The 16,479-nt window shown below is 70.3% G+C and carries 17 protein-coding genes; 6 read left to right on the top strand and 11 right to left on the bottom strand.

Going from position 1 to position 16,479, the window contains the following annotated elements:
- Positions 1–25: 25 nt before the first annotated feature.
- The 4 genes from DDE18_RS04140 to DDE18_RS04125 are packed head-to-tail and all read right to left on the bottom strand — an operon-like array spanning position 26 to position 2,153.
- Positions 26–382: a hypothetical protein gene (locus tag DDE18_RS04140; RefSeq protein WP_133241146.1), complete on the bottom strand. Its 357-nt coding sequence runs from the start codon at positions 380–382 to the stop codon at positions 26–28.
- Entirely contained in the window at positions 382–1,110 is a 729-nt protein-coding gene (locus tag DDE18_RS04135; protein ID WP_116570916.1) for a hypothetical protein, read from the bottom strand. The genes DDE18_RS04140 and DDE18_RS04135 overlap by 1 nt, the downstream gene beginning before the upstream one ends.
- A 10-nt stretch (positions 1,111–1,120) precedes the next feature.
- On the bottom strand, positions 1,121–1,438 hold the full coding sequence (locus DDE18_RS04130; RefSeq protein ID WP_133241145.1) for a hypothetical protein: 318 nt from the start codon (positions 1,436–1,438) through the stop codon (positions 1,121–1,123).
- 7 nt (positions 1,439–1,445) lie between these two features.
- Complete coding sequence (locus DDE18_RS04125) at positions 1,446–2,153, bottom strand: hypothetical protein (protein ID WP_133241144.1); 708 nt, start codon at positions 2,151–2,153, stop codon at positions 1,446–1,448.
- Positions 2,154–2,367: 214 nt separating this feature from the next.
- Here DDE18_RS04125 and DDE18_RS04120 point away from each other — a divergent pair, with 214 nt between their 5' ends.
- The 3 genes from DDE18_RS04120 to DDE18_RS04110 are packed head-to-tail and all read left to right on the top strand — an operon-like array spanning position 2,368 to position 5,450.
- Positions 2,368–4,266, top strand: coding sequence for a sialidase family protein (locus DDE18_RS04120; protein ID WP_116570913.1), 1,899 nt, complete (start codon positions 2,368–2,370; stop codon positions 4,264–4,266).
- 45 nt (positions 4,267–4,311) lie between these two features.
- The gene (locus DDE18_RS04115) at positions 4,312–4,905 is read left to right on the top strand and encodes a uridine kinase family protein (protein WP_245916429.1); all 594 of its coding nucleotides are present in this window, start codon (positions 4,312–4,314) and stop codon (positions 4,903–4,905) included.
- Entirely contained in the window at positions 4,902–5,450 is a 549-nt protein-coding gene (locus DDE18_RS04110; RefSeq protein WP_116570912.1) for a hypothetical protein, read from the top strand. Before DDE18_RS04115 ends, DDE18_RS04110 begins: the two co-directional genes overlap by 4 nt.
- Here DDE18_RS04110 and DDE18_RS04105 read toward each other — a convergent pair.
- The gene (locus tag DDE18_RS04105; protein WP_245916428.1) at positions 5,413–6,492 is read right to left on the bottom strand and encodes an adenosine deaminase; all 1,080 of its coding nucleotides are present in this window, start codon (positions 6,490–6,492) and stop codon (positions 5,413–5,415) included. The genes DDE18_RS04110 and DDE18_RS04105 overlap by 38 nt on opposite strands.
- A 77-nt stretch (positions 6,493–6,569) precedes the next feature.
- Here DDE18_RS04105 and DDE18_RS04100 point away from each other — a divergent pair, with 77 nt between their 5' ends.
- The 3 genes from DDE18_RS04100 to DDE18_RS04090 are packed head-to-tail and all read left to right on the top strand — an operon-like array spanning position 6,570 to position 9,510.
- Positions 6,570–6,995: a Fur family transcriptional regulator gene (locus tag DDE18_RS04100; RefSeq protein ID WP_116570910.1), complete on the top strand. Its 426-nt coding sequence runs from the start codon at positions 6,570–6,572 to the stop codon at positions 6,993–6,995.
- 38 nt (positions 6,996–7,033) lie between these two features.
- Positions 7,034–9,250 carry a catalase/peroxidase HPI gene (katG, locus tag DDE18_RS04095; RefSeq protein ID WP_116570909.1) on the top strand — a complete coding sequence of 739 codons (2,217 nt, stop codon included), beginning with the start codon at positions 7,034–7,036 and terminating at the stop codon, positions 9,248–9,250.
- A 38-nt stretch (positions 9,251–9,288) separates the two neighbouring features.
- Positions 9,289–9,510, top strand: a complete 222-nt coding sequence (locus DDE18_RS04090) for a CarD family transcriptional regulator (protein WP_116571020.1) — start codon at positions 9,289–9,291, stop codon at positions 9,508–9,510.
- Here the strand turns inward: DDE18_RS04090 and DDE18_RS04085 are convergent.
- From DDE18_RS04085 to DDE18_RS04060, 6 genes are all read right to left on the bottom strand, one after another.
- Positions 9,507–10,796, bottom strand: coding sequence for a thymidine phosphorylase (locus DDE18_RS04085; protein ID WP_116570908.1), 1,290 nt, complete (start codon positions 10,794–10,796; stop codon positions 9,507–9,509). The two genes, DDE18_RS04090 and DDE18_RS04085, sit on opposite strands and share 4 nt — an antisense overlap.
- Positions 10,793–11,191, bottom strand: a complete 399-nt coding sequence (locus tag DDE18_RS04080; protein ID WP_116570907.1) for a cytidine deaminase — start codon at positions 11,189–11,191, stop codon at positions 10,793–10,795. Before DDE18_RS04080 ends, DDE18_RS04085 begins: the two co-directional genes overlap by 4 nt.
- Position 11,192: 1 nt before the next feature.
- Complete coding sequence (locus DDE18_RS04075) at positions 11,193–12,512, bottom strand: ABC transporter permease (RefSeq protein ID WP_245916427.1); 1,320 nt, start codon at positions 12,510–12,512, stop codon at positions 11,193–11,195.
- Positions 12,513–12,514: 2 nt separating this feature from the next.
- Positions 12,515–13,711, bottom strand: a complete 1,197-nt coding sequence (locus DDE18_RS04070) for an ABC transporter permease (protein WP_116570905.1) — start codon at positions 13,709–13,711, stop codon at positions 12,515–12,517.
- Entirely contained in the window at positions 13,708–15,228 is a 1,521-nt protein-coding gene (locus DDE18_RS04065; RefSeq protein ID WP_116570904.1) for an ABC transporter ATP-binding protein, read from the bottom strand. Before DDE18_RS04065 ends, DDE18_RS04070 begins: the two co-directional genes overlap by 4 nt.
- A gap of 135 nt (positions 15,229–15,363) precedes the next feature.
- Positions 15,364–16,446: a BMP family lipoprotein gene (locus tag DDE18_RS04060; RefSeq protein ID WP_245916426.1), complete on the bottom strand. Its 1,083-nt coding sequence runs from the start codon at positions 16,444–16,446 to the stop codon at positions 15,364–15,366.
- Between the last annotated feature and the right edge of the window lie 33 nt (positions 16,447–16,479).

Genomic DNA, 16,479 nt, shown 5'->3' with positions numbered 1-16,479 from the left:
GCCTGCCGGGCACGCCCGGCGCCACTCAGCGGACCTTGCGCAGCTCGATGAGGAAGAGCAGCGCAACCGCCAGCGCCGCGATCTCGAAGATCAGCGCCGAGCCTCGCTCTGCGGAGGCGAACCGGAGGAACACGGCGGGCACGAGAAGGACGATGCCCGCCAGGGCCGCCATCGCCGGCCAGCCGGCTTCTCCGGCGAGCCGTCCGCCGAGCGCCCCGGCCGCCAGGAGCGCCGCGCTGGCGACCAGGCCGAGCACCTCGAGCGTGCCTCCCGTCCCCGGCAGGCGTTCACCTGTGAGGAGCGTGCCGACGAGTGCGACTCCGAGAAGCAGGACGGCAATACCCCCGGTGTAGGACAAGGAGAAAGACGACTGGTTCGCCATCAGCCGGCCGCCACAGGCCACTTGCCGTAGGGGAACTTGTCGGAGCTGGCAGCGTTCTGCAGCGAGCCCATCTCCTTGACCTGGTCACCGAGCAGCGCCAGCAGCGTCGTAACCAGCGCGGCGATGGCGGCGATGTTGACACCGGCCTCTTCGACGATGAGCGCTGCTCCAGCCCAGGAGAACACTGCGCTGCCGAACGCGGCGATGGCGGCGACCATGGCGGCGATGAACTTGACGATGATGACGCCGAGTCCGACATAGAACGCGAGGCCGGCGACAGCAGCCCAGATGAGCGAGGACTTCATCGCCTCCGCGATCGTGCCCAGCTCGCCCGCTGCGTTGCGCTGAGGCGGCACCTCGGCCTTGTAGGCATCGGCCGCCTGGCCGCTCCACTCGTCCGCCTGGATGAGGAGCTGGTCGGCGAGGTTTGCCTCAATGCTGTCGGCGCTGCTGGCCACGTCGTTGAGCTGTTGGGAGTACTGGAAGAAGTACACCGGCGCGGCGATCCCCTTGATCACCTCGACGATCTTGTCCCAGATCTTCTGCGCCAGCTCGATGGTCTTCTCGGCGAGCCAGATGATGCCCTCCGCGATGAAGTCCGGGATGTACCAGTGGTCGATGGCAGCGTTGGCCGCCGGGGCAATCTCCTGCATCTTCGTCGAGATGTCGTCCATGCCCTGGTTGATCTTGTCCACTGCCGCCTGGAACTCGGCGATGCTGAAGCTCATTGCTGTCTCCTCACCACAACGCGGCGATCTCGTCGGCGCGCTGTGCGTCCGTGTCTCGGTAGGCCTTCTCGATGTCCCTGAGGGTGTCGGCCATCTTGGTGAACTCCGTGGCGCCTTCGCGGGCTCGATCCTCGACCTGCGCGCGGCAGGCCTCGTAGGCGCCGAACATGATCTGGAAGATCCCGGCCTCCACGCGAGTCAGGGTCATCCCCGCCAGGGTCTGCTCGATGACCGTGAGCTTGGGCGCCTCGTTGTCCCACTGCTCGGCCTCCTTGGAGAGCGCATTCGCAGCGATCCGCATCTCGCCCGGGGTGTCAGGTCCAGACATCGTCTTCTCACCGGTCCGATCTGTGCTGTTGGAGGAACTTCAGGACTTCGCCGAGCAGTTCGTCGTGCTGGTCGGCGCGCGGGAGCCTCGTGGCGGGCTGTGATCGCAGGCGCGCGGACTGGAGCGCGGCGGCGAGCTCTCCGTTGATCGCGTCCGCGTCGCGGCCCCTCGCCCACTCGGGATCGATGCGCACCGAGGCGAGAGAGTCGCCCTCGATCGTGACCGAGACCCGGCTCGCCGACTGGCGGTCCGATTGCGTCTGGGCCGGTGCCACCGGCTGACTGGCCAGCTGATGGGACCAGTCGAGCTCCTGGAGCACGTCGGTCACGAGCTGGCTGATGCCACGCGGCTCGCCGAAGGCGACCGGCACCTGGAAGGCCGACTCCCCAGGCGTGCGTGCTTCGATGCGCTGCTCCATCTCCCGGGCGTCGTACTTCCAGCCCCGGCGCTGGAGGTCTTCGCTCCACCGGGCCATGTGCGCCTGCACCGCTGTCTGGTAGGCCTCGAGAAGGCAGCCGCCAAGGGCGTCGGCCGGGACCTCGCGCTCCCAATGGGCATCGACTCGCAACGCCACGGGGCTACCAGTGCCGTCGACCTCGGCGTGCGCCACGCCGGCCGCGCTCCCCTCCGCGCGAGCGGGAGCGGCGTCCTGGGCCGAGTGGATCACCTTGCCGAACTCCGCGGCGTACGCCTGGAGCTCCTGCAGGTCTCTCATCAGCCCATCGAGGGGCTGGTGCTGTGATGCCATTCGCGTCTCCTGGTTCGTTGGGCCTCGATCTGAACGCTTCCACCCGTTGTCGACGGATAAACCCGTTCGAAGCAAGCCGTCCCGCGAAGGGTCACTTTGCCCACTCGACAGTGCCCCTGCCGCGGCGGACGATGAGGTGTGGCCCGACCGAGCCACCCACCCACGTTCCGGGGAGTAGACCATGCGCACTCGGCTTTCCCTCGGTCTCGCGGCCGGGGCCGTGATCCTGGCCCCGTTGGCGATCCCCTCCGCACAGGGGGCCCTGCCGCCAGCGACCGACTTCGCCGTCTCGGACGACGGCCCCTACACCCGTCATGACGGTGGCACCGACCAGGCCATCGCCCACTGCGGAAACGCAGCAAGCAACCCCGCACCCGACGACGTCGCAAACGACGGCGACATCGACTCCAACGACGGCGGCAACCGACGGCAGGGCAATGAGCCGACCGTCGCCATCGATCCGACCGACCCCGCGATCATCGTCGCCGGCTGGAACGACTACTGCATGACCGACCTCGCCGCCGGCTGGATGGGGCTCGGCTTCTCGACCGACGGGGGCACGACCTGGACCGACTCGACCCTGCCCGGCTATCCGCTGGACGACTCCGCCGAGGGCAGCGTCTCGCCCCTCAAGGGACGCACCGACTCCGGTGACCCCCTCGTCGCGTTCGACAACGACGGTCGCCTGTTCGTGGGCGGCATCGCCTTCAACCGCGCGATGCCCCAGAACGGCTCGGTGTTCGTCTCGACCTACGCCGACAACCCGGGTCCGGCCGGCGTGAGCGGGCAGCTCCCCAAGGACTACCTGCGCACCGTGATCGTGGGCAAGGCCGGCACTCCCGCGCTGGCCGGCATCTTCCAGGACAAGCCGCTGATGGAGGTGGACCGCACCGACAGCGAGCACGAAGACAACGTCTACTTCTGCTGGACCAAGTTCCAGGGCGCCGGGCGCAACAAGATCTACTTCGCCCGGTCCACCGACCACGGTGTCTCCTTCGACCGCGGGCAGATCGTCTCCGACGGCTACGTCCAGGGGTGTGACATCGCGGTCGAGGCCGACGGCGACGTCTACGTCTCCTGGCGGAGCTTCGCGGCGCCGGGCACCGGACGCGTCGACGGGATGGCGATGACCCGGTCGACCGACGGTGGCCAGACGTTCGCCAGGCCGACCCGGATCGCCAGCTTCACGCCGTACTTCCCCAACATCGGCGGTGACCGGGAGTGCGGCGACGGCCCGCAGGCGTGCGCGCCCCCGTCGTTCGTGTTCCCGCGCATCCCGCTCGAGCCACGGCTGACGGCTGACCAGACCGGCACGGTGCCCGGGATCTTCGCGACGTGGAACGCCGTCGACCCGGCGACGGTCGTGCCCAGCACGACGGCGTACTCGTCGGCAACACCGGGCACGGTCGGTCGCTCGCTGGTCTACGTGTCCCGGTCCACGAACAACGGTGCGAGCTGGTCGGCCGGCGTGCCCGTCGATCCCTCGCCCGGTGACCCGGGACACCAGTTCTTCGCCGACGTCGACGCGTACGCCGGGAGGCTGGTGGCGGTCTGGCAGGACAACCGGACCGACGACGCCTACTCGGTGCAGCTCCCGCTGGGCAACCGACTCGATGCGCAGGGCCGCGCCGTTTCGAGTGGCACCGACGTGGTCGCGACGTACGCCGCCACCTCGACCAACGGCGTGACCTGGACGCCGCTCGGCCAGGTGTCGGCGGCGACGCACCAGCCGTCGTACGAGATGTTCGGCAACCGGGACGTGCCGTTCCAGGGTGACTACAACTGGGTGGCCATCGGCGACGGGAACGGCCCGGCGGCGGGGGGCCTCTTCGCCTACCTGGCGTGGACGGACAACCGCAACGTGGTGCCCGGTGAGGACCCGCGGGAGACCGAGGCACAGGGTGGCTTCGTCGACGGGTTCGACGTGCTCCAGTGCCGGATCGACCTCGCCGACCCGCCGGGCTCGGTGAACCCGGACGTGCCGCTGGCGCGCGCCGACGCTCCGTACACAGGAGACAACTGCGGCAACGGAGGAGGCCTGGACCAGGACATCTACGGCCAGCGGCTCAGCCTCGACTGACGCAGGCTGCGAGGCGGCGGGCCGGGTCGGGCAGAATGTCCCCCCGTGCCCGCCAGAGTCATCGTGCTTGCCGGCCCCAGCGGGGCCGGCAAGTCGCGTCTCGCCGAGCGGCTCGGCGTGCCCGTCCTGCGGCTCGACGACTTCTACAAGGACGGCCACGACCCGTCGCTCCCGCTGATCACCGACGGCGCGAACGCCGGGCTCGTCGACTGGGACCACCCCGACTCGTGGCTGCACGACGACGCGCTCGCCGCGCTCGAGGCGCTGTGCCGCGACGGCAAGGTCGACGTGCCGGTCTACGAGATCTCCCGGAACGGCCGCACGGGCTCGCGCATCCTCGACCTGGAGGGCGCTGAGCTGTTCGTCGCCGAGGGCATCTTCGCGCCGGAGATCGTGCCGGAGTGCCGCGCCCGCGGCCTGCTGGCCGCGGCGTACTGCCTGACCCAGCAGCCGCTGGTGACCTTCTGGCGGCGGCTGACCCGTGACCTGCGCGAGCACCGCAAGCCACCGCTGGTGCTGCTACGGCGCGGGGTCGCCCTGCTGCGAGACCAGCGCCGGGTCGTGGCGCACGCCCAGCAGCTGGGGTGCCGGGTCGCGACACCCGACCGGGCCTACGCCGAGCTGGTGCGGCTGCGGTGACGCGGCTTCCCTGGCCCCTGCCGCAGCCGGACCGGCGCTCCTGCGGCGCTGCGTCCCTGGTCGTGGCCCGGATGCTCGCCGAGGGCAGGACCGACGTGGGACCGGACGAGTTCGCCCGGCAGGTCCTCGACCTGCACCGGCGCCTGACGTCCTGGAACGACAGCAGGGGCGAGGCGCAGCTCCCCTGGTGGCGAGGCGTGGGCACGCCACCGTGGGCGGTGAAGCGGGAGCTCGAGGCCATCACCGGCTGCCGCTACGCCCTGCGCCCGGTGCTCGGTCGCCGACGCGCCTACGCCCGGATGGTCACCTCGGCCCGGGAGCAGAGGCCGGTCGTCGCCTACGTCGGCAGTCGGTGGCTGCCACGTCACGTGGTGCTCACCGTCGAGGGCGACGAGGAGGGGACCTGGACCTACGACCCTGCCGTGGGGAGGGCCGTCCGGGTAGGCCGCGACCGCTGGGTCACGGGTCCGGTGCAGCTGGCGGGGTGGGACCGGTGGTGGGGCGTGGTCACGCCTCGCCCAGCAGCGCGGCGTACCCCGGCTTGACGACGCCGTCGATGATCTCGAGCCGCTCGTCGAACGGCAGGAACGACGACTTCATCGCGTTGATCGTGAACCAGCGGAGGTCCTCGAGGCCATAGCCGAAAGCCTCGACCAGGGAGCACATCTCGTCGGTCATCGAGGTGCCGCTCATCAGCCGGTTGTCGGTGTTGACGGTGACGCGGAAGCGCAGCCGGGTGAGCAGGCCGATCGGGTGCTCCGCGATCGAGGTGACCGCGCCGGTCTGCACGTTGGAGGCGGGGCACATCTCGAGGGGGATGCGCTTGTCGCGGACGTACGCCGCGAGGCGGCCGAGCTTCGCGTTGCCGTCGTCGTCGACGGTGATGTCGTCGACGATGCGCACGCCGTGGCCGAGCCGGTCTGCGCCGCACCACTGCAGGGCCTGCCAGATCGACGGCAGCCCGAAGGCCTCGCCGGCGTGGATCGTGAAGTGGAAGTTCTCGCGCTGGAGGTATTCGAACGCGTCGAGGTGGCGGGTGGGCGGGTAGCCGGCCTCGGCCCCGGCGATGTCGAAGCCGGCGACGCCCCGGTCGCGCCACGCGACGGCCAGCTCGGCGATCTCCATCGAGCGCGCCTGGTGACGCATGGCGGTGAGCAGCTGGCGTACGACGATGCTCCCACCCGCGGCCGCGACGCCGGCGTCGAACCCCTCCTGCACGGCACCGACGACCTCGTCGAGCGTGAGACCGCCCCCGACGTGCTGCTCGGGGGCGTAGCGGACCTCGGCGTAGACCACGCCGTCGGCGGCGAGGTCCTCGACGCACTCGCGCGCCACCCGGCTGAGCGCCGCCGCGGTCTGCATCACGGCCACGGTGTGGTCGAAGGTCTCCAGGTAGCGCACCAGCGAGCCGGAGTCCGCCGCCTCGGCGAACCACCGCCCCAGCGAGTCGGCGTCGTCCGCAGGCAGCGGGTGGCCGCAGTCGGCCGCCAGCTCGAGCACGGTCTGGGGGCGCAGCCCGCCGTCGAGGTGGTCGTGGAGGAGCACCTTGGGAGCGCGCAGCACCTGGTCGTGGGTCGGGGTCGTCACGCGCCCCATCCTTCCAGCCGGACACACCTCCCAACCCAATCTTGAACTATTCAAGGAAAGGGGCAATACTGCGGGGCATGCGCTCATCCGCCGACTTCGAGCTGATGCTGCGCGGCGCCGAGCTCCGGGTGACCCGTCCACGGCTTGCCGTGCTGGCCGCCGTGCACGACCACCCGCATGCGGACACCGACTCGATCATCGGTGCCGTACGCCGTGAGCTCCCGGAGGTCTCGCACCAGGCCGTCTACGACGTGCTGCGTGCCCTGACCACCACGGGCCTGGTCCGGCGCATCCAGCCGTCGGGCTCGGTCGCACGCTACGAGGCGCGCGTCGGCGACAACCACCACCACGTCGTGTGCCGCTCCTGCGGGTCCATCGCCGACGTGGACTGCGCCGTCGGGCACGTCCCGTGCCTGACGGCCTCCAACGACCAAGGCTTCTCGATCGACGAGGCCGAGGTCGTCTACTGGGGCATGTGCCCCGCCTGCTCCGCCCCCTCCTGAACCCACCAACCTGACCCACCAGCTCCGAGAGGTTGCAGATGACCGAGAACAAGTGCCCCGTCGCCCACGGCGTTACCGCCGAGGGAAGCGAGAGCGAGAACCCCGCCCTCGACGCGCCGACCCCGAAGACCGGCGGCCGCCCGAGCAGCAACCGCGACTGGTGGCCCAACCAGCTCGACCTGTCGGTCCTCCACCAGCACTCCGAGAAGTCCAACCCGCTCGGCGCGGACTTCGACTACCAGGAGCGCTTCGCCGAGCTCGACGTCGAGGCACTGAAGCAGGACATCGTCGAGGTCCTGAACACCTCGCAGGACTGGTGGCCCGCCGACTTCGGCCACTACGGCGGCCTGATGATCCGCCTCAGCTGGCACGCGGCGGGCACCTACCGCATCTACGACGGCCGGGGCGGCGCCGGTGACGGCGCCCAGCGGTTCGCGCCGCTCAACAGCTGGCCCGACAACGGCAACCTGGACAAGGCCCGCCGCCTGCTGTGGCCGGTCAAGAAGAAGTACGGCCAGAAGATCTCGTGGGCCGACCTGCTGGTCCTCGCGGGCAACGTCGCGCTGGAGGACATGGGCTTCGAGACGTTCGGCTTCGGCTTCGGCCGCGAGGACGTGTGGGAGGCCGAGGAGATCTTCTGGGGACCGGAGGACACCTGGCTGGGCGACGAGCGCTACAGCGGGGAGCGCGAGCTGTCCGAGCCGCTCGGTGCCGTGCAGATGGGCCTCATCTACGTCAACCCCGAGGGCCCGAACGGCAACCCCGACCCGCTGGCTGCGGGCCGCGACATCCGCGAGACGTTCCGCCGGATGGCCATGAACGACGAGGAGACCGTGGCGCTGATCGCTGGCGGCCACTCCTTCGGCAAGACCCACGGCGCCGGCGACCCCGACCACGTCGGTCCGGAGCCGGAGGCCGCCCCGCTGGAGGAGCAGGGCTTCGGCTGGAAGAGCACGTTCAACTCCGGCAAGGGCGTGGACACGATCACGTCCGGCCTCGAGGTGACCTGGACCCCGACCCCCACCGCCTGGGGCAAGGGCACCGGCTTCTTCGACATGCTCTTCGGCTTCGACTACGAGCTCACCAAGAGCCCCGCCGGGGCCCACCAGTGGGTCGCCAAGGACGCCGACGACATCATCCCGGGCGCCCACGGCGAGTCGGCCAAGAAGCCGACCATGCTCACCACCGACCTGGCGCTGCGCTTCGACCCGACCTACGAGAAGATCTCGCGCCGCTTCCACGAGAACCCCGACGAGTTCCGCCTGGCCTTCGCCAAGGCCTGGTACAAGCTGCTGCACCGCGACATGGGCCCGGTCGTGCGCTACCTCGGCCCCTGGGTGGCGGAGCCACAGCTGTGGCAGGACCCGGTGCCCGCCGTCGACCACGAGCTGATCGACGAGGCGGACGCCGCGGCCCTCAAGCAGAAGGTGCTCGGCTCCGGGCTCACCGTCTCGCAGCTCGTCTCCACCGCCTGGGCGGCGGCGTCGTCGTACCGCGACACCGACAAGCGTGGCGGCGTCAACGGCGCCCGCATCCGCCTCGAGCCGCAGAAGGACTGGGAGGTCAACAACCCCGCCGAGCTGTCGAAGGTGCTCGGCGTGCTCGAGTCGATCCAGGCCGAGTTCAACGCGGGTGACAAGCGGGTCTCGCTCGCCGACCTGATCGTCCTCGCGGGCAACGCGGGCGTGGAGAAGGCTGCGAAGGACGCCGGGTACGACGTCACGGTGCCGTTCCACCCCGGCCGCACCGACGCGACGCAGGAGCAGACCGACGTCGAGTCGTTCAAGGTGCTGGAGCCTCGGGCCGACGGGTTCCGCAACTACCTGCGCCCCGGCGACAAGACCCAGCCCGAGGTCCTGCTCCTCGACCGGGCCAACATGCTGCGGCTCACCGCGCCGGAGATGACGGTGCTGCTCGGCGGCATGCGGGTGCTCGGCACCAGCTTCGGCGGCACGCAGCAGGGCGTCTTCACCGACCGCGTCGGCGCCCTGACGAACGACTTCTTCGTCAACCTGCTCGACATGGGCACGGAGTGGAAGGTGTCGGACCAGGAGCACGTCTACGAGGGCCGTGACCGCGCCACCGGCGAGGTCGCGAAGACGGCCACCGCAGTCGACCTGGTCTTCGGCGCCAACTCAGAGCTCCGCGCGCTCGCCGAGGTCTATGCGAGCGACGACGCGCACCAGAAGTTCGTCGACGACTTCGTCGCGGCGTGGACCAAGGTGATGGAGCTGGACCGGTTCGACCTCCGCTGATGGGGACGTCGCGGCCTGGAGCGCGCATAATGGTCCAGATGACCACGTACTCCGCGCCCAGGCCGCGACACCTCGCCAGCAGTCCCTTCAAGGCTCCCCCCGAGCAGGTCGTCGAGCAGTACAAGGTCGGTGACCTCGTCTCGCACGATGCCCACGGGGTCGGCCGCGTCGTCGGCATGGAGGCCGCGGCCGTGACCGTGGACTTCGGATCCCGCACGGTGCGGGTCGTGAGCCCCTACACCAAGCTCGAGCTGCTCTAGCCCGAGATCCGGTCGATGACCAGCGGCGCCGCGGCGTACGACGTGTCGTCGCCCACCTCGTAGCCGCCCTCGAGCGACACCAGCGCCCGGTCGAAGCGTGCCGGCTCGTCGGTGAGCAGCGTGAAGAGCGGCTGGCCCTCGGTGACCGTGTCGCCGGGACGCGCGTGCCAGACGACGCCGGCGCCCGCCTGCACGGGATCCTCCTTGCGGGCCCGGCCCGCCCCCAGCCGCCAGGCGGCCAGGCCGACCGCCATCGCGTCCAGCCGGGTCAGCGTGCCGGAAGCCGGCGCGGCCACCACGTGCGACTCGCGGGCCTCCGGGAGCGCGGCGTCGGGGTCGCCGCCCTGGGCCCGGACCATTGTCCTCCAGGTGTCCATCGCACGACCGGACGCCAGCACCTCGGCCGGGTCGAGGTCGGTGACGCCCGCGCCCGCGAGCATCTCGCGGGCGAGCGCCACCGTCAGCTCGACCACGTCGGCGGGTCCGCCCCCGGCGAGCACCTCCACCGACTCCGCGACCTCGATCGCGTTGCCGGCGGTCAGCCCGAGCGGCGTGGACATATCGGTGAGCAGCGCGACGGTGTGCACGCCGGCATCCGTGCCGAGCGCCACCATGGTGGAGGCGAGCTCGCGGGCCTGGTCCTCGTCCTTCATGAACGCGCCGGTGCCGACCTTCACGTCCAGCACCAGTGACCCGGTGCCCTCGGCGATCTTCTTGCTCATGATCGAGCTCGCGATCAGCGGGATCGCCTCGACCGTGCCGGTGACGTCGCGCAGGGCGTAGAGCTTCTTGTCGGCGGGCGCCAGCCCGTCGCCGGCGGCGCAGATGACGGCGCCGACCTCCTCGAGCTGGGCCAGCATCTCCGCGTTGGAGAGAGTGGCGCGCCATCCCGGGATCGACTCGAGCTTGTCGAGGGTGCCGCCGGTGTGGCCCAGGCCGCGCCCGCTGAGCTGCGGCACCGCCACGCCGCACGCCGCCACGAGCGGCGCGAGCGGCAGGGTGATCTTGTCGCCCACGCCACCGGTCGAGTGCTTGTCGGAGGTCGGGCGGGACAGCGACGAGAAGTCCATCCGCTCCCCCGACGCGATCATCGCCGCGGTCCAGCGGGCGATCTCACGCATCTCCATGCCGTTGAGCAGGATCGCCATCGCCAGGGCAGACATCTGCTCGTCGGCGACCTCGCCACGCGTGTAGGCGTCGATGACCCAGTCGATCTGGCTGTCGGTGAGCTCGTGCCCGTCCCGCTTGGCGATGATCACCTCGACGGCGTCGTGGGCTGCACTCACACTTCCTCCAGGTCATCAGGTCCGAACGCGTCGGGCAGCACCTCGTCCATCGTCCGCACGCCGTGCCGGGTCATCACGAGCAGCTCGCGCCCGCCGTGCTCGAAGAGCAGCTGGCGGCAGCGGCCGCACGGCATGATCACGTCGCCGTTGCCGTTGACGCACACGAAGTGGGTGAGACGTCCGCCGCCGGTCGCGTGCAGCTGGCTGACCACTCCGCACTCGGCGCACAGCACGACGCCGTACGCCGCGTTCTCCACGTTGCAGCCCACCAGCACCCGGCCGTCGTCGGCCGTGGCAGCGGCCCCCACGGGATAGTGGCTGTAGGGGGCGTAGGCGCGGGTGGCCACGTCGACGGCCGCGTCGCGCAGTCCGTCCCAGTCGAAGTCGTCGGCCACGTCAGCTCTTCACGTAGGGGACGCCGTCGGCGGCCGGGGGCCGGACCCGGCCGACGAAGCCGGCCACCGCGATCAGGGTCGCGAGGTACGGCGCCGCGCCGAGGAGGTCGGTCGGCAGCTTGTCCACGAAGCCGAGCTGGGTCTTGAGGTTGAGCATGAAGCCGAAGAACACCGCCGCGAACGCGGCGCCCACCGGGTGCCAGCGGCCCATGATCACCGCGGCCAGCGCGATGAAGCCGGTGCCGGCCGAGACGTCGCGGTCGAACGCGCCGGTCGAGCCCACGGTGTAGTAGGCGCCGCCGAGACCGGCGAAGACACCACCGAGGAGGACCGCCTGCCACCGCACCCGGTTGACCTTGATGCCGACCGTGTCGGCGGCCTTCGGGTGCTCACCGACCGCCCGCACCCGCAGCCCCCAGCGGGTCTGGAAGAGCAGGAAGGTCACCAGCGCCACCGAGGCGTACATCAGGTAGACGAGGATCGTCTGGTTGAAGAGCGCCTCGCCCAGCACCGGGATGTCGGCGAGGCCGGGGATCCGGATCTCCTGCAGGATCTCCGGGTCGTTGAGCTCGGCCTTCCGGTCACCGGGGATCTGGCCGAGCAGGAACGCCGTCAGGCCGGAGGCGAAGGCGGTCAGCACGACGCCGAGCACCACCTGGTTGACCTGGTAGCGCAGGGCGAACAGCCCGAGCAGCGCCGCGATCAGGACGCCCGCCAGCACGCCGCCGAGCATGCCGAACGGGGCGCAGAGTGCGACCGGGATGAAGACCAGGGAGCTGTAGGCGACGCTGGCGAAGATCGAGGAGAAGAACGCGCCCGCGAGGAACTGGCCCTCGATCGCGATGTTGATGACGCCGGCCCGCTCGCACAGGCAGCCCGCGAGCGCACCGAGGACCAGGGGCGTCGCCACCCGGATGGTGCCGGGGATGGGGTTGGCGATGGCCGCCGAGAACGAGCCCGTCTGGTCGGCGTAGGCCCACACCAGGAAGGCGAGGTAGAACGACAGGCCGACGAGCACCATCAGCAGCCCTCCGAGCCACCCCTTCGGGAAGCGGTTCACCGCAGCCAGCGCGAGCGCCGCCCCGGTCACGGCCACGGCCGCCCAGGAGACGATGGCGCCGTTGAACGGCTGGGGCTGGAACTCCCTGGTGACCCGCTCCCCGAGCACGTAGGAGACCGTGGGGTCGTCGATCACGACGGCGAACCAGAGCAGCAGCGCGAGGGCCAGGCCCAGGGTCACGACGAGTCGCACCTGCCGGCGTACGTCGGCACGCTCGCGCACCGGGACCTCGGGGGTCCTCGTCACGGTCGTGTCGGTCATGCTCATGCTCCCCACCCCGTCGCCATCACGCCGGAGCCCTCGCCCTTGCCACGGATCCGGAAGATGCCGCGCACGAGGGCCGGCGCGGCCACGAACAGCACGATCAGTGCCTGCAGGACCTGCGCCAGCTCCGGCGGGACACCGGCCGCGCCCTGCATGGCCAGGCCCCCGGCGGACAGGGCTCCGAAGAGAAGGCCGGCGAGCACGGTGCCGAGGGGGGTCGCGCGGCCGAGCAGTGCGACGGTGATGGCGTCGAAGCCGACCGTGCCTGCCACCTGGTCGGTGAGCGAGTCGCCCTTGCCGAGGACCTGCATGGTCGCGGCGAGGCCGGCGAGCACGCCGGCGAGGGTCATCGCGAGGACGTAGACCTTGGCCACGCTCATGCCGGCGGTGCGGCTGGCGTCGGGGTTGGCGCCCACGGCGCGCATCTCGAAGCCGAGCGTGCTGCGCTCCAGCAGCCACCAGACCGCCAGCGCGGCGAGGACCGCGAGGAGTACGCCGATGTGCAGGCTGCCGAGCTCGGGGAAGCGCGCCGAGTCGGCGGGCGGCGGGGACAGCAGGTTGTCGCTGTCGGGCCGCTGGAGGGCTTCCTTGCCCAGGAAGTAGAGCATCACGAAGCGGCCGACGTAGTTGAGCATGATCGTGGTGATCACCTCGTGCGCACCGGTGCGCGCCTTCAGCACACCCGCCATGGCTCCCCACAGGCCGCCCGCCACGAGCGCGCCGGCCAGGGCCACGAGCGCGTGGAGCCCGACCGGGAGGTCCCAGCTGAAGCCGATGTAGCCGGCCACCAGGGCACCGAGCAGCATCTGGCCCTGCGCGCCGATGTTGAACAGGCCGGAGCGGAAGGCCAGGGAGACGCCGAGGCCCGCGCAGACCAGGGGCGCGGCGCGCTCCAGGGTGCGCTCCCAGGCGCCCAGCGACCCCATCGAGCCGGTGAAGAGGGCCCGATAGCCGTCCCACACCGCCACGAGGGCGTACTCGAAGAAGTCGAGGGGATAGCTGAAGACGTAGGAAAGCGACTCGATCACCCGAGGGGTCGAGAAGACGATCAGCACCGCGCCGACCACCAGCGCCAGCACCACGGCGGCGATCGAGTCGACGAGCGTCGGCAGCCAGGACGTGAGGTCCCGGGCGCGTGCAGGCGCCTGCTCCTCCGGCTCCTTCTCCGCCTTCGGCGCTGTGGTCTGCTCGCTCATGCCGCTCCTCCGCTCACCGGCTCGTGGGCGCCCGCCATCATCAGGCCGATGTCCTCCCGCTTGATGTCCGGCGAGACCGTGCCGACGATCCGGCCGTCGTACATCACCGCGATCCGGTCGGAGAGCGCGAAGATCTCGTCCAGCTCCGTGGACACGATGATCACCGCCGTGCCGCGGTCGCGCTCCTCGATGATCCGCTTGTGGATGAACTCGATCGAGCCCACGTCGACACCGCGGGTCGGCTGGGAGGCGATCAGCACCTTGAGCGGCCGCGAGAACTCGCGGGCGACGACCACCTTCTGCTGGTTGCCGCCGGAAAGCGACGAGACCGGCGAGTCCGCCGACTCGGTGCGGATGTCGAACTCGGCGATGCGGTCGCGGGCGTTGGCGGCGATCGCGTCCAGCTTCAGAGCCAGGCCAGAAGAGAACTCGTCGTTGCGGAAGAGGTCGAGGACGAGGTTCTCCCGGACCGAGAAGGATCCGACGTAGCCGTCGTGCGACCGGTCCTCTGGGATGTAGCCGATGCCGTCCTCGAGGCTCTGCAGCGGGCCGTGCTTGCTGATGTCCTTGCCGTCGAGCCAGATCTCGCCCGCATCGGGCCGCACCAGGCCGAGCAGCGACTTGATCAGCTCGGTCTGCCCGTTGCCCTGCACGCCGGCGATCCCGAGGACCTCGCCGGCACGCGCCTCGAAGGAGACGTCCTTGACGACCTGGTGGCCGCGGGGGTCCACCACCGTGATGTTGCGGGCCTCGAGGACCGTCGTGCCCGAGGTGACGTGCGCCTTGTCCACGGTCAGGTTGACCGAGCGGCCGACCATCAGCTCGGCGAGCTCGGCCTCGCTGGCCGTCGGCTTGGCGGTGCCGACGACCTTGCCGCGGCGGATCACGCTGATCCGGTCGCCGATCGCCTTCACCTCGCGCAGCTTGTGGGTGATGAAGATGATGGAGGTGCCCTGCTCCTTGAGCTCGCGCATGATGCCCATGAGCTCGTCGATCTCCTGCGGCGTCAGCACGGCGGTGGGCTCGTCGAGGATCAGCACCTGCGCACCGCCGGCCAGCGCCTTGAGGATCTCGACCCGCTGCTGCACGCCCACGGGGAGGTCCTCGACGAGGGCGTCCGGGTTGACCGCGAGGTGGTAGCGGCCGGAGAGCTCGCGCACCAGGTCGGCTGCGGCCTTGCGGTCGAGGAGCCCGGCGCCCCGGGTCTGCTCACGGCCGAGCATCACGTTCTCGGCCACCGTGAAGACGGGGACGAGCATGAAGTGCTGGTGCACCATCCCGATGCCGGCTGCCATGGCGTCGCCCGGCGTCTCGAAGGTCACCGGCTCGCCGTCCAGCAGCACCTCGCCCTCGGTCGGCTCGAGCAGGCCGTAGAGCATGTTCATCAGCGTGGACTTGCCCGCCCCGTTCTCACCGAGCAGGCAGTGGATCTCACCGGGCTCGATCGTCAGGTCGATGTGGTCGTTGGCCGTGAACGATCCGAACCGCTTCGTGAGACCTCGGATCTCCAGCTTCATCGCACTCCCTCGTTGCAGCGCGTCGTACGTCGTCGTCCCCGGAACCCGACTGGAACAGGACGACCCTAGAAGACGCATGTCGGGGCGGGGAGACCCCCCGCCCCGACATGCCGTGACTTCGGTGTCGCGACTGGCTCAGCCGACGGTGATGGACCCGTCGATGATGCCGGCCTTGAGCTCCTCGAGCTCCGCCGCGAGCTCGTCGTCGACGTCGGCGTTCGGGCCGAACTCGGCCAGGCTGACGCCGCCGTTCTCGAGCGTGCCGACGTAGAGCTCGTTGGAGAAGGTGCCGCTGGCGGCGTCCGTGATGGCCTGCTCCACGGCGACGTCCATGCCCTTGACCACGGAGGTCAGCAGGATGTCGCAGTACTCCTCGGCCGAGACGCAGCCGTCGGTGTCGACCCAGATGCCCCAGGCGTCGTTGTCCTGGGCCGCCTGGAGGCCACCGAGACCGGCGGGACCGGCGACCGGGAAGATCACGTCGGCACCCTGGGTGATCATCTCCTCGGCCGTCTGCTGGCCGATGGTCTTCGACTCGAAGTCGTTGGTGAAAGAGCCGGCCTTGGGCTTCGCCGGGTCCCAGCCGATGACCTTGACGTCGGCGCCGTTGTCCTCGTTGTAGCGCTGGACGCCCTGGTGGAAGCCGGTCATGAAGATGGTGACCGTCGGGATGTTGAGGCCACCGAAGGTACCGACGACGCCGGTCTCCGACTTGGCGGCGGCGAGGTAGCCGGCCAGGAACGAGGGCTCGGCCGTGTTGAAGGTCAGGCCCTTGACGTTCGCCGGCGCCTTCTCGTAGGCGAAGTCGACGATCGAGTAGCTGATGTCCTTGTTCTTCTTCGCGGACTTCAGGGTCGCGTCACCGAGCAGGAAGCCGACCGTCGTGATGGAGTTGCAGCCCTGGCTGACCATCTCGGCGATGTTGTCGTCGAACTCCGAGGGAGACTGCGACTCGACCTCCGCGGTCTGGACGCCGAGCTTCTCGGCAGCGGCCTCGAGGCCGGCGTGCGAGGTCTGGTTGAACGACTTGTCGTCGAAGCCACCCGAGTCGGAGACCATGCAGGCCTTGAAGTCGGGGAACTGCTCGGCCGGCTCCGTCTCGGTCGCGGTCGGGGTCTCCGTCGCGGTTTCGGGCTCGTCCGTCGGCCGCTCACCACATGCAGCGAGCGACAGGGCGGCAATGGTGGCCACCGCAGCAATACGGGCCGTCTTCCTCACGGCGCCTCCTGATCTTCGGTTCTGGGGCGCCCG

It is taken from the genome of Nocardioides gansuensis (genome assembly GCF_003076135.1).
In the GTDB taxonomy this organism is placed as follows: domain Bacteria; phylum Actinomycetota; class Actinomycetes; order Propionibacteriales; family Nocardioidaceae; genus Nocardioides; species Nocardioides gansuensis.
The sequence above is the reverse complement of the archived record's forward strand: the minus strand, read 5'-3'. Positions and strand labels throughout refer to the sequence as shown.